General features: G+C 67.6%; 12 protein-coding genes. 8 read left to right on the top strand and 4 right to left on the bottom strand.

Annotated elements, in window-relative coordinates:
- The first annotated feature begins 20 nt into the window (after positions 1 to 20).
- The gene (locus LH475_RS14115; RefSeq protein WP_196844911.1) at positions 21 to 656 is read left to right on the top strand and encodes a TetR/AcrR family transcriptional regulator; all 636 of its coding nucleotides are present in this window, start codon (positions 21 to 23) and stop codon (positions 654 to 656) included.
- A 42-nt stretch (positions 657 to 698) separates the two neighbouring features.
- Here LH475_RS14115 and LH475_RS14110 read toward each other — a convergent pair whose 3' ends face one another.
- Genes LH475_RS14110 through pdhA form a run of 4 tightly spaced genes read right to left on the bottom strand, consistent with a single transcriptional unit; the run spans position 699 to position 5057 of the window.
- Complete coding sequence (locus LH475_RS14110) at positions 699 to 1361, bottom strand: 4a-hydroxytetrahydrobiopterin dehydratase (RefSeq protein ID WP_196844910.1); 663 nt, start codon at positions 1359 to 1361, stop codon at positions 699 to 701.
- Between the two features lie 38 nt (positions 1362 to 1399).
- A complete protein-coding gene (locus LH475_RS14105) occupies positions 1400 to 2902 on the bottom strand; it encodes a 2-oxo acid dehydrogenase subunit E2 (RefSeq protein ID WP_297414676.1) in 1503 nt (500 codons plus the stop codon).
- Positions 2899 to 3957, bottom strand: coding sequence for an alpha-ketoacid dehydrogenase subunit beta (locus LH475_RS14100; RefSeq protein WP_297414674.1), 1059 nt, complete (start codon positions 3955 to 3957; stop codon positions 2899 to 2901). The genes LH475_RS14105 and LH475_RS14100 overlap by 4 nt, the downstream gene beginning before the upstream one ends.
- Entirely contained in the window at positions 3954 to 5057 is a 1104-nt protein-coding gene (gene pdhA / locus LH475_RS14095; protein WP_196844908.1) for a pyruvate dehydrogenase (acetyl-transferring) E1 component subunit alpha, read from the bottom strand. The genes LH475_RS14100 and pdhA overlap by 4 nt, the downstream gene beginning before the upstream one ends.
- A gap of 131 nt (positions 5058 to 5188) precedes the next feature.
- Between pdhA and LH475_RS14090 the strand changes: the two genes are divergently transcribed.
- The 7 genes from LH475_RS14090 (at position 5189) to LH475_RS14060 (ending at position 13043) form a co-directional block, all read left to right on the top strand.
- Positions 5189 to 5653 carry an Lrp/AsnC family transcriptional regulator gene (locus LH475_RS14090; protein ID WP_196844939.1) on the top strand — a complete coding sequence of 155 codons (465 nt, stop codon included), beginning with the start codon at positions 5189 to 5191 and terminating at the stop codon, positions 5651 to 5653.
- Positions 5654 to 5848: 195 nt separating this feature from the next.
- Entirely contained in the window at positions 5849 to 6334 is a 486-nt protein-coding gene (locus LH475_RS14085) for an oxidoreductase (RefSeq protein ID WP_297414672.1), read from the top strand.
- The gene (locus LH475_RS14080; RefSeq protein ID WP_196844906.1) at positions 6331 to 8349 is read left to right on the top strand and encodes a proton-conducting transporter membrane subunit; all 2019 of its coding nucleotides are present in this window, start codon (positions 6331 to 6333) and stop codon (positions 8347 to 8349) included. The genes LH475_RS14085 and LH475_RS14080 overlap by 4 nt, the downstream gene beginning before the upstream one ends.
- Positions 8350 to 8413: 64 nt before the next feature.
- The gene (locus LH475_RS14075; RefSeq protein WP_297414699.1) at positions 8414 to 9364 is read left to right on the top strand and encodes an NADH-quinone oxidoreductase subunit H; all 951 of its coding nucleotides are present in this window, start codon (positions 8414 to 8416) and stop codon (positions 9362 to 9364) included.
- Positions 9365 to 9376: 12 nt separating this feature from the next.
- The gene (locus LH475_RS14070; RefSeq protein ID WP_196844904.1) at positions 9377 to 10036 is read left to right on the top strand and encodes a hypothetical protein; all 660 of its coding nucleotides are present in this window, start codon (positions 9377 to 9379) and stop codon (positions 10034 to 10036) included.
- A complete protein-coding gene (locus LH475_RS14065) occupies positions 10036 to 11484 on the top strand; it encodes a proton-conducting transporter membrane subunit (protein ID WP_297414669.1) in 1449 nt (482 codons plus the stop codon). Before LH475_RS14070 ends, LH475_RS14065 begins: the two co-directional genes overlap by 1 nt.
- A complete protein-coding gene (locus LH475_RS14060) occupies positions 11484 to 13043 on the top strand; it encodes an NADH-quinone oxidoreductase subunit C (protein WP_196844902.1) in 1560 nt (519 codons plus the stop codon). The genes LH475_RS14065 and LH475_RS14060 overlap by 1 nt, the downstream gene beginning before the upstream one ends.
- Positions 13044 to 13048: the final 5 nt, after the last annotated feature.

Here is a 13048-nt window from a genome sequence, read left to right as displayed (position 1 = left end):
GTTAGCTAGTATTAACTGAAATGTCCAGCGTTCAGAGAAGCACACCGCGCAGTCCAACAACTCCGCGCAGTCCAACAACTCCGCGCAGCCAGGCTAAGGCCGACCGGCGGAGCGCCCTGCTGCGCGCGGCGGCTACCCTGTTTGCCCGATCGGGCTTCAACGGTGTCTCGATCGAAGACCTCGGTGCGGCCGTCGGGGTGAGCGGACCGGCGGTGTACCGCCACTTCACCGGCAAGCAGGCCGTGCTCGCCGCCCTGCTCACTGACGTGAGCGAGGATCTCGTCGCCGGGGGCGGTTCGGTCGTCACGGCGACAACGGATGCCGCGGCCGCCCTGCGCGATCTCGTGCGTTTTCACGTGAACTTCGCCCTGTCGAACCCCGACGTGATCCGCGTGCAGGACCGTGACCTCGACAGCCTGGCCGAGTCGGACCGGCACCGCGTGCGAGTGCTGCAACGCGAGTACGTGGAACTCTGGGTACGGGTGTTGCAGCGAGTGCACCCCCCGGTCGACGAGGCGCAGCTGCGCATTCGCGCCCACGCGACCTTCGGGCTGTTGAACTCGACGCCGCACAGCGCGCGCGCCTCAGCGCAGCCCGCCGTGCGCGCCCTGCTCGAGGAGATGGCGCTCGCGGCCCTCGGCCTGACCGGGGACTAAGTTTCTTTGGCGAGCCGACCTTCACCGGTCCGTTCGAGCAGCTTAGAACGCGGCCGTACAGACGCAGAGCTCGTTGCCCTCGACGTCGGTGAGCACCCACCAGTCTGGAGCGTGTTCGTCGGTGAGCAGCACACCACCGGCCTCGAGCACGGCCGCGACCCGATCCTCGGCATCATCGCTGGGAACGTAGACGTCGAGGTGGATACGGTTGCGATCAGTGCGGGAGATTTCCATGTGCTGAAACCAGACCTTGGGGGCGAGGCCACGCGGGTCGACCAGCTCAACGCCGTCGTCGCCGGCAACCTCGATGTAGCCGAGGCCGACCCGCCAGAACGGGCGAACCGCGTCCGCGTCGGTGCAGTCGATGGCAATGTCGTAGCGGGTCGGCCGCGCGTCGCTCGCAGTGGCGCCGAGGGTGTCGGCGATCTGCTGCACCCGGGCCGCCAGATCAAGGTCGCGCGCGGTGACTCCCCCGACGTCGTGGGACGTCAGGGTGAGTGACACCGTGCCGTAGCCCAATCGCACGTCGGGGTGGTGATTCATGGCCTCGGCGACCTCGCCCACCCGGTTGACAAGTTCCAGAGCCGACGCGAAGTCTTTGGTGCGGAACGTGGCGTGCAGGCATCCGTCGAGGTGCACGAAAGCCGTCTCCGCCAGCTGCTTCGTCGTCGTGAAAGGGGCGAGGAGTGCGCCGTGAGCATTCATGACTCCACTCTGCTCCGCCCCCGCACCCCAGTCAACCGCTAGACCATGGTCAGAACCCGGGCGGGATTGGCGAGGACAGTTCCGATGTCGGCCAGAAAGCGTGAACCCTGCTCGCCGTCGACCAGGCGGTGGTCGAATGACAGGCTGAGCGTGAGCACCTTGCGCAAGGCGACCTGCCCACGATACTCCCACGGCTTGGAGCGGATGGCGCCCAGTGCGAGAATCGCCGCCTCCCCCGGGTTGATTATCGGCGTACCGGCGTCAATGCCGAACACCCCGATATTGGTGATGGTGATGGTGCCGCCGGACAGCGCCGCCGGGGTCGTCGTGCCGGCCCGGGCCGCAGCGGTGAGCTCGGCGAGCGCGTCGGCGATGCCGCGCAGGTCGAGGCGGTCGGCATCGACGATGTTCGGCACGAGCAGCCCGCGCGGCGTCGCCGCGGCGATGCCGAGGTTCACGTGGTGGAACTGCACGATTTCCCCGGCCGGCTCGTCCCACCGGGTGTTCACCGAGGGGGTGCGGCCCACGGCGAGACAGAGCGCCTTGGCCACCACGGCGAGGATGCCGATCCCGGCGTCGGCGAAGTGCCGGTCGGCGCGCAGAGCATCGAGCAGCTCGAGGGTTGGTGTGACGTCGACGGTGAGAAACTCGGTCACGTGCGGCGCCGTGAACGCGCTCTGCACCATGGCCGCAGCGGTGAGTTTGCGCAGGCTCTTGATCGGTGTGCGGGTCTCGCGCACCCCGACGTCGAGACTCGTGGCCGACGTGGCCCGGCCGCCCGTTGTCGTCGGGGGGGCCCCGTGCAGGGCGCGCGCCGGCACCGACTCGGTGCTGTGGGCACGCACGTCAGCGCGTGTGATCAGGCCGTCGCGACCGGTTCCGGTGACGGTGTTGAGGTCGATTCCGAGGTCACGGGCCAGGGCCCGTACCGGCGGCGTCGAGCGCGGCCGGTCCCCAGCGGATGCGGCGGCGGGCTGTTCGGTAGGGGTCGCGGCGGGCTGTTCGTCGGGCTGTTCTGCGGGCTGTTCGGCGGGCTGTTCGGCGGGCTGTTCGGCGGGCGTCGCGGCGGCCACAGGCTGGTCAGCCTCGGCTGACGGTGCGTGGTCGGCCGCGGGCTGATCTTCCGGCACCAGTGGACCGCTGCCCGGGCGAGCCCGACGCTGGGGGTGGCCGCCGCGCTCCACCGTCGGGCCGTAGCCGACCAGGTTGGCCTCGCGCTGCTCGGCCGGAGCGGAGTCCGAAGCCGACGCTGCGGCCGACGCTGCGGCATCCGTTGGTGGAGCGGAAGCGGGCTCGGCGGCGCCGCCGATGTCGAAGGAAACGATCGGTTCGCCGACGCGCACGACCACGCCGGCCGGCTGGTGCAGCACGCGCACCACTCCGGCGAACGGGCTCGGCAGCTCGACCACGGCCTTGGCCGTCTCGACGTCAGCGATGTGCTGGTTGAGCGTGACCTCGTCGCCCGGCGCCACGAGCCAGGCCACAATCTCACTCTCGGTGAGCCCCTCACCGAGGTCGGGCAGCTTGAATACCTTGATCATCGTCGCCCCATGACCCGGTCGACGCCGTCGAGAATGCGATCGAGGTCGGGCAGGTGGTGGCTTTCGAGCTTGGCCGGCGGGTACGGCACATCGAAGCCGGTCACCCGCACCGGCGCAGATTCCAGGTAGCTGAAACAGCGCTCGGTGACGGTCGCGATGATCTCGCCGCCGAGTCCGCCCGACTGGGCCGCCTCGTGGGTCACGACGAGACGCCCGGTCTTTCGAACGGATGCCTCCACCACCGCGTAGTCCACCGGTGACAGTGAGCGCAGGTCGATGACCTCGATCGAAACGCCCTCATCGGCGGCGGCGAGCGCCGCGTCCCGCGCGGTCGACACGAGCGCGCCATAGGTGAGAAGGGTGACATCCGTTCCGGGGCGCACGATGACGGCCTGCTCCATCGGAGCCCCCAGCTCGGGCACGACCTCGCCCTTGACGTGGTAGCGGCGCTTGGGCTCGAAGTAGAGCACCGGGTCGTCGCTCGCGATGGCCTGCCGAATGAGGCTGTAGGCATCCTGGGCGTTGGAGACGGCGATCACGCGCAGGCCGGAGGTGTGGGTGAAGTAGGCCTCGGGCGATTCGGAGTGGTGTTCGGCCGCTCCGATTCCGCCGCCGAACGGCACCCGAATGGTGATCGGCATGCGCACGGCACCCTGGGTGCGGTAGTGAAACTTGGCTACCTGGCTGACAATCTGGTCAAAGCCGGGAAATATGAAGCCGTCGAACTGGATCTCGCAGACCGGGCGGTAGCCGCGGTAGGCCAGGCCAACGGCGGTGCCGATGATCGCGGATTCGGCGAGCGGCGTGTCGATCACGCGGCGGGCGCCGAACTGGGCGAGCAGGTCGCTCGTCACGCGAAAGACACCGCCGAGGGCACCGATGTCCTCGCCGAGCAGCACGACCTTGGGGTCATCGAGCATGGCTTGGCGCAGACCCTCGTTGATGGCCTTGGCCACGGTGAGGGTCGTCGTTTCACTGAGCGGGCTGGGTTGCGGCGCGTTGAGGCCGGGCACCGTCGACACGATTGAGGGGGTCATCAGGGTCGTCATGGTCATCGTCCTTCTCCAGGCTGATCTGAACTTCCGAAGCTCGTGAGGTACCCGGCGTAGTCGGTGCGCTGGCGCTCGAGGGTGGCGTTGGGGGTGGCGTAGACGTGGTCGAATACGCTGAGCGGCTCGGGGTCGGGCATGCCGATGCAGCCCGCGCGCAGCTCGGCGGCCGCAGCATCGGCGAGGGCCTGGGTGGCCGCCTCGACCTCGGGGGTGATCTCACCGAGCTTCGTCAGCAGCCGGTGCAGGCGCACCAACGGGTCGCGCGTCTTCCACTCGGCGAGTTCGGCCGGGTCGCGGTAGCGGGTGGGGTCATCCGCTGTGGTGTGTGGCCCCATGCGGTAGGTGACCGCTTCGATGAAGGTGGGGCCATCGCCGGCTCTGGCGCGATCGAGGGCGATGCGGGTCGCCGCCAGCACCGCGATCACGTCGTTACCGTCAATGCGCAGGCTGGGAATGCCGAAGCCCGGCGCGCGATCGGCGATGTTGCGGTGCGCCTGCACCCCGACCGGCTCGGAGATGGCCCAGTGGTTGTTCTGGCAGAAGAAGATCACCGGGGCCTGGAAACTCGCCGCGAAGATCAAGGCCTCGTTGACGTCGCCCTCGCTCGTGGCGCCGTCACCGAAGTAGGTGATGGCGACGGAGTCGACCTCGTCGCGCTGGGCGCCGAGCGCCCAGCCGGTGGCGTGCAGGGTCTGCGCGCCGATGATGATCGCCGGGGTGGCCATATTGACCGTGTACGGGTCCCAGCCGGACTGGGCGTTGCCCCGCCAGACCCTGACGATATCGGTCAGTTGAACGCCGCGGCAGTAGGCGACCGCGTTCTCGCGGTAGCTCGGAAAGACGAAGTCGTCGTTGCGCAGGGCGCGAGCCGAGCCGACCTGGGCGGCCTCCTGGCCGAGCAGTGGCGGCCACAGGCCCAGTTCACCCTGGCGTTGCAGGGCGGTCGCCTCGGTGTCGATGCGGCGGACCACGACCATGTCGCGGTAGAGGGCCAGCAAAGCCGGCCCGTCGAGATCGGAGACCCACGGGTCGAAGTCGGGGCGGGAAATCCGCTCGCCGTCAAGCGAGAGAAGCTGCACCAGCGGGGGGGAAAAATCAATCATGGTTCGCTCCGAGCGTCATTGCTAAAGTTGTCGTGAGCCTATGTCGAGGCAACAGGGAGCACAACCGCTGTCAGAAATAGTGAGCAGAGTGCCCTATTCAGGCTCGCCAGACCGTGTTAATGTTTTGCACTATGTACAGCCTTGACAAGACCGACACGAAGCTCCTCCAAGCGCTCTCCGCCGACCCGCGCAGCACCTTTGTTGCGCTCGCCGATACCCTGGGCCTGTCACGCAACACCGTGCAGGCCCGCATGAAACGATTGGAAGATTCTGGCGCCTTTCTCGGCTTCGATCGCCGCATCAATCCGGCCGCCCTCGGCTACCCGTTGACCGCGTTCATCGAGGTACACGTGCAGCAGAAACGGCTCGCCCAGATCGTGCTCGACCTTGCGCTGATCCCCGAGATCGTGCAGGCGCACGGTATGAGCGGGCAGGCCGATCTGCTCGTGCGGGTGGTCTGCACCGACGCCGCCGATCTGTTTCGCATCGACGGCACAATTCTTGCCTGCAACGGTGTCGAGCGTACCGAGACCTCGCTCGCGATGGGCGAGGTCATCCCCTATCGGCTCACACCGCTGCTGGACCGACGCGGGTAGGCAGTGCTCGCCTCTCGATCTATTTGCTAAATTCTTCATATAGTTATATAAAGAAGTAATGAAGTTACTTGCGCTGGTAGTATTGCACTCAACCAGACGCACCGCAGAATCCGTCGCCTGCCCTTCACCCTTCGACTTCGCGCTCCCCACAGAAGGCACCAGCTTCGTGAACATGCATGCACACCGGGGACTCGTATGAGTTTCCTGCGATTGGCCACGCTTATTCGTCACGGCGCTCGCATCGCCGAACCGGCACCATCGGCCCCGCCGCTGTTTGAGGGTGCGCAGGTCTTCGGCGGCAGCGTGCAGGTGCGTTTCATCAATGCTGGCGGCTGTAATGACTGTGCGCTTGAAGTGTCCGCCGCGTTCGGCCCGGTTTACGACGTGGAACGCTACGGCGTGCGCCTTGTGCCTTCGCCGCGGCACGCCGACGTGCTGCTCATCGTCGGCAGCGTGACCCGCAACATGGCTGAGCCGCTGCGCCGCACCATCGAGGCCACCCCCACGCCCCGGTTTGTGATCGCGGTCGGTGACTGCGCCCTGCACGGTGGAGCCTTCCGCGACGGCTATGGCATCATGGGGCCCGTGTCGGACTTCGTGCACGTCGACATCGAGGTGCACGGCAGTCCGCCGGAGCCGGCCGACATCGTAGAGGCCCTGCGCAGGATGACCGGCCGATGACCGGCATCGGCGCAGGACTGCTCCTGCAACTGGGCCTCGGCGCGCTGGCCGTGGTGAGCGCCCTCGCGGGGGCACCGTCTCTGCGGTCGCGGGCGGGCGGCATCCTCTGCACCCTGATCGCGGTGACCGGTTTTCTGACCGGACTCGCCGCCCTGCTGGGCGCCACCGGCGGCCTGCTCATTCCGATCGCGCTTCCGATGGACCCGCTGCTGCTGGCCCCCGATCGTCTCGGCGGCCTGTTCATGCTCATCGTCTCCGGCGTCGGTATTCTCGTGTCGCTCTACGCCATGAGTTCCACCCGCGGCCCCGACGCGAGCCGTACCGCTTGGGCAGCCATGCCGGTGTTCCTCGTGGGGATGCAGCTCGTCCCAGCCGCGACAGACTCGGTCTCGTTCCTGCTCGCCTGGGAAATCATGACCCTCGGCTCGACCGTGCTGCTGCTCGCCGACCACGCGAGCCGCGCCACCGTCGCCTCCGCCGGCATCTGGTACTCGGCAATGTCGCAGCTGAGCTTCTTCTTCATTCTTGCCGGATTCGCCGTGCTCGCAGCCGCGTCGAATGGTACGAGCTTCACCAACCTGCAGGCGATTGAACCCGGCTCAGGGCCGGCGAACGTGGCCTTCGTGCTGTTCCTACTCGGCTTCGGCGGTAAGGCCGAACTCGTGCCGCTGCACGTCTGGGTGCCCCGGGTGTTGCCCGAAGCGCCCAGCCACGTCTCGGCCGCGATGAGTGGCGCCATGGTCAAGATCGGTGTCTACGGCGGTCTGCTGGTCTGCGTGCGCCTGCTGCCCGACGGCCCCGCCTGGTGGGCCATCGCGATCATGTTGGTCGGTGGCGCATCCGCTCTCTACGGCATTCTGCAGGCCTCCGTATCGAGCGATCTCAAGGTACTGCTCGCCTACTCGACGACCGAGAACATGGGCCTGGTCTTTCTCGGACTCGGCGCGAGCATGCTGCTGCGCGGGTACGACGCCACGGCGGCAGCGGATGCCGCGCTCGTCGCCGCCCTGCTCCTCGCCGTCAGCCACGCCGCGTTCAAATCGACGCTGTTTCTCGGCGCCGGTGCCATCATCCACGCCACCGGGGAACGCAACCTCGACCGGCTCGGCGGGCTCGGCGCACGCATGCCGGTGACCGCTTCGGCGTTCGGCATCGCGAGCCTCGGCGCCGCCGCCATCCCGATCACGAGCGGTTTCGTCGCCGAGTGGATGCTGCTGCAGTCACTCATTCACGGCGGTCGCCTTGACGGGGCGGTCGTCTCGGTCGCGGCATCCGTTGCCATGCCCCTCGCCGTTGCCGTGATCGCGCTCACCGCCGGCCTGGCCCTGCTTACCTTCGTCAAGGCCTACGGCATCGCCTTCCTCGCGCGTCCCCGCAGCGTTGAAGCCGCGGATGCCCGTGAGGTGCCGCCGCTCATGCAACTCGCCCTGGCCCTCGGCGCCCTCTCGGTGCTCGCCCTCGGGCTGCTCCCCGGGCCGATCGCCGCGCTCGTGGCGAACACGATCAGCTCGAACCCCACCGTCGCGGTGCAGTCGGTCGGCCTCGGCGGCGTGTCACTTCCGGGCATCGGGGCGGTCCTCGACCCGATCATACTCGTCGCACTGTCGGCCCTCGTCGCCATCCCGGTGATCGTGTCGATCATCGTGTCGGCTCGCCGGCATCCCCATCGCACCATTGACCTGCCATGGGGTGGCGGCGGCTCCCGAGCACGGCCGCGCATGCAGTACACCGCGACCTCCTACGCCGAGCCGCTCGTGCGGGTCTTCGACGACGTGCTCAAGCCGTCGCGCGACGTGCAGGTCACCCACGTGGCCGAGTCCCGCTATCTGGTGGAACACGTCCGGGTGGAACAGCGTGTCTCGGATGTCATCGAAACCCGGCTGTATCGGCCGGTGCTCAACCTGTTCCAACGCTACGGAATCGTCGTGCGCCACGTCGCCAACGGCAGCATCCACCGCTACCTGTCCTATTCTTTTGTTGCTCTCCTGATCGTGCTGATTGTGGTCTCGCTATGAACGCCCTCGGTACTCCCGCCACCGTCGCGCTGGCCCCACGCGAACTGAGCGCGGTGTCCCTGTGATGGCCGCCGTCAGCGCGATCATCATCGCTCTCGTTCAGGTTGTGCTGTTCGTCTTCCTCGCCCCGCTGCTCATCGGTGTGATCCGCCAGGTGCGGGCCACGATCGAAGGACGCGCCGGCGCCGGAATCTGGCAGCCCTGGCGTGACGTGCGCAAGCTGCTCGTGAAGAACCCGGTGCGCGCCGCCGACAGCAGCTGGATGCTGCGGGTCGGCCCGGTAGCCCTGATGGTCTCGAGCCTCCTGCTCTGCGTGCTGCTGCCGCTCGTGGGCACCATCCCGTTTCCATCCATTCCAAGCGATCTGTTTGTCATCGTCTCGGTCATGCTCATCGGCGTGGTCGCGCTCGCCCTGGTCGGGCTCGACGGCGGAACGGCATTCGGCGGCATGGGCTCGAGCCGGCACATGACCGTCGCCGCGCTCGTCGAACCGACACTGCTGCTCTCGGTCTACGCCCTGTCGATCCCGGCTGGAACCAGCACCATCTCTGCCATCGTCGAAACCCGGCTGTTCTCCCCCGAGGTCATCATCTCGCCGGTCAGCGTCCTCGCCCTCGTGGCACTGTCGATCGCGATCATGGCCGAAACCGGCCGCCTGCCGGTGGACAATCCGGGCACCCATCTTGAACTGACCATGTTGCACGAGGCAATGACCCTCGAAGCGAGCGGACGCGACCTGGTCTGGCTCGAAGTCGGCTCCTGGCTGAAGCTCGCCGCCCTGCTCGGACTGGTCAGCAACCTGATCGCGCCGTGGGGCGTCGTCACCGATTTCAGCGCCCTCGGCCTGCTGATCGGCGTCGTCAGCATCGCCGTGAAGGTGCTCGTACTCGGCGTGCTGCTCAGCGTCGGCGAGATCTTTCTGGCCAAGGTGCGCCTGTTCCAGGTGCCCGAGCTACTCGCGGGCTCCTTTGCCCTCGCCTTCCTGGCCGTCACCGCCTCCTATCTGGTCGCCTGAGGAGCATCCGTCGTGTTCGAAACGTTCTATCCGCAACTGATCGGCCTCTGCACCGGCGCCCTGCTCCTTACGAGCGCACTCATGGTCTGGCGTCACTCCCTGCTCGCCTCGATCCGGTTGCTCGCCCTGCAGGGCGTCGCCCTCGCCGCGCTCGTCGCGGTGATCGGCATCGCCGAGGGCGAATCCGAACTCGTGCTCGTGTCGCTGCTGATTCTCTCGGTCAAGGGCATCGGCCTTCCCTGGGTACTCGCACACCAGTCCAAAGCGTCGATCAAGCAGATTCAGGAGTCCCCCAGGCTCAACCCGACCGCCGCGCTACTCGCCGTCACCCTGCTGACCATCCTCAGCTACGTCGTGGTCAGCCGAGTCTTCGGCCTCGGCGACACCACGACCGGCCACGCCGCACCGATCGGCCTCGCCATGGTGCTCATCGGCTTTCTGCTGCTGATCAGCCGACGCCGCGCCCGCTCGCAGCTCATCGGCTTTCTGCTGCTCGATAACGGCATTGCCACGATCGCGTTTTTGACCAGCGGCGGCGTGCCGATTCTGCTCGAGTTCGCGGTCTCCCTCGACGTGCTGCTGGTCGTTCTCATCCTGCACGTGTTCGCCGGCCGCATGCGCACCAAGTTCGGCGGCACCGCCGTCGATCAGCTCAGAGAGTTGCACGATTAATGTCTGTTGTTCTGTGGATTCCCTTGGTCGGCCCCCTCTTCTTCGCCGGTCTCAGCCTGCTGCTGCGTACCTCGGAGCTTCGCCGTTTCGTCGGTGTTGCCGCCTCGAGCGCGGTGCTCGTCTCGGGACTGTTCCTGGTCAGCGCGGTACTGAACGGCACCGTGCCCGCCAGTGGCGGCGGCATGCTGCGCGCCGACGCCCTCTCGGCCTACATGCTCAGCGTCGTCGGAGCGGTCGGGCTCATCTCGACCTGGGGCGGCCTCAGCAGCGCCGCATCGAGCCGCACCAAGGACGCAGCCGGCTACGAGGCGCTCATCGCCCTGTTCCTCGCCGCGATGTCGCTCGCCGTACTCGCTGACAGCATCGGCCTGATGTGGGCCGCCGTCGAAGCCACAACCATCGCCACCGCGTTCCTGGTCGGCCACCACCGCACCCGCCGGTCCCTCGAAGCTGCCTGGAAATACGTCATCCTCGGCTCGGTCGGTGTGGCTATCGCACTGCTCGGCATCGTGCTGATCTACGCCGCCTCGGTCGGTACCGACACCCCAACCCTGTCCTGGTTGCTGCTGAGCCAGTCCGACCTCGGCCTCGACCCGGCGCTCATTACGGCCGGCGGCGCCCTCGCCGTGCTCGGTTTCGCCACCAAATCGGGCCTCGCCCCGATGCACAGCTGGCTACCGGATGCCCACAGCCAGGCCCCGGCCCCGGTCTCCGGCCTGATGTCCGGCGTGTTGCTGTCGGTCGCGCTCTACGCCATCCTGCGCATCCAGTCGATCACCAACCTCGTGATCGGCCCGGAGTTTCTGCGCACCATGCTCAGCATCGGCGGCCTGCTGTCGCTGCTCGTGGCAGCCTCCCTGCTCATTCGGCAACGCGACTACAAGCGGATGCTCGCTTACTCCAGCATCGAACACATGGGCCTCATGGCGATCGGTGTGGCCATCGGCCCGGCCGCCCTCCCGTCGGTGCTGCTGTACATTCTCGGCCACGGCCTGATCAAGGCGACCCTGTTCGTGATCTCCGGGCGAATCCTCAAGGTCGAGGGCACCCCGGTGATCTCCGATGTGCGCGCCCTGCTGGTCCGGCGACCTGGCCTCGCCGTGCCCTGGCTCATCGCCATGGCCGCCATCGTCGGCTTTCCCCCGTTCAGCATCTTCTTTTCCGAGGTCGGCATCATCATGGCCGGCTGGTCGGTGGGCCTCGGCGTCGTCGTCGGAGCAGCTCTCGTGCTGCTGCTCGTGATCTTCGCCGCGTTCACCCGTCTGACCGTGCAGATGACCATCGGCGCTCCCCCGCACGACGTTGCGTTCACGCCCGACTATTCGGCCCACGGCCCGCGCCTGCCGATCATCCTGGCCCTGGCAACGACGGCCGCGGTGGCCTTCGTCGCCGAACCGGTCGGCGCCCTTCTCCTGCAGGCCACAGCCGTTCTCGGAGGTTCCAACTAATGCGTGACGAGCGAACACCAGAAGACCTGACCGCCGCCAACCCGGCCGCCAGTCATCCCATCCCTGGCGGCCGGGCGGCTGGCGGAGCCGAACTGCGCCACCTCGACCGGGCACAGCTACCGGCCGCCGCTGGCGCGTTGCTCGACTCCGGCAGTCGCCTGGCCCTGGTCGCCTGTCACGAAGACGACGATGATTTTCGCATCGTGTACTCCTTTGTCGGCGCGACCCCGTCGCTACGCGCCGAGCTGTCGGTCAGCGTTCCGCGGGACGACGCGTGGATACCCAGCCTCGCCGAGATCTCCCTATCGGCCGGAAACTTCGAGCGCGGAATACGCGACCTGTATGGCGTTGTTCCTCTCAACCACCCGCAGCCGCACCGCCTGGTGCGGCATGGCCACTGGCCGCGCGGCTGGTACCCGATGCTGCGCGCCAACACCGTCGTGCCCGAGTTCGAGCCCGACGTCGAGTCATTCCCGTTCGTGCCGGTGGAGGGCCCCGGCGTCTACGAGATCGCCGTCGGTCCCATCCACGCCGGCATCATCGAACCCGGACACTTTCGATTCTCGGTCGTCGGTGAAACCATCGTGCGCATGGAAGCCCGTCAGTGGTACCTGCATCGCGGTGTCGAGAAGGTGTTCGAGGGCAAGTCCGCGGCCGAAGGGGTGTTCCTGGCCGAGCAGATCAGCGGCGACACCGCCGTGGGCCACTCCCTCGCCTTCGTCATGGCCGTCGAGCAGGCCGCCGGTATCGAGGTCTCCGAGCCCGACCGGCTGCTGCGTGCCCTGCTGCTGGAACTGGAACGCCTCTACAACCACGTGACCGACCTCGGCTCCCTCGCCAACGACGTGGGCTTCGGCATCATCGACGCCCACGCCCAAGGGTTGCGCGAACAGCTTCTGCGCATCAACAAAACGGTCACCGGACACCGCCTGCTCCGCGGCGCCCTCAGCGTCGGCGGCACCCGGGTGAACGCGCTCCCCGATGCGGCCGACCTGTCCCGCATCGCCGCGGCCATGGCCGAACTGGCTGGTATCACTCTCGGCCACGCCATCGTGCGCGGTCGTTTCAGCGGCACGGCCCGGCTCTCCACCGCGCGCGCGACCACGATCGGAACGCTCGGGTACGTCGCCCGGGCGTCCGGCATCGATACGGATGCCCGCAACGAGCATCCGTTCGTCAACCTCGGCGAAGCCTTCCACGTCGTGATCGAGGACGGTGGCGATGTGCTCGCTCGGTACACCGTGCGCGCCCGCGAGGTCGAGGTGTCGACGGCGGTCGCCCTCGACCTGCTGCGTCGGCTGCAGGGCCACACCGGAACCGCGTTCAGCGTGAACCCGACCACAGCCGGCACCGGGCTCGCCCTGGTCGAAGCGTGGCGCGGAACGGCGACCCACCGGGTCGAGCTCGCCGCGGACGGCACGCTCGCACGGGTGAAGGTCGTCGACCCGTCCTTCCTGAACTGGCCCGCCGTGCCGGACGCCCTGTCGGAGACGATCGTTCCGGACTTTCCGCTCGCCAACAAGAGCTTCAACCTGTCCTACGCGGGAAACGACCTGTAGACCGG

Source organism: Cryobacterium sp., from assembly GCF_026786305.1.
In the GTDB taxonomy this organism is placed as follows: Bacteria; Actinomycetota; Actinomycetes; order Actinomycetales; family Microbacteriaceae; genus Cryobacterium.
Note: the sequence above shows the minus strand (reverse complement) of the source record. Positions and strands in the feature narration are given on the sequence as shown.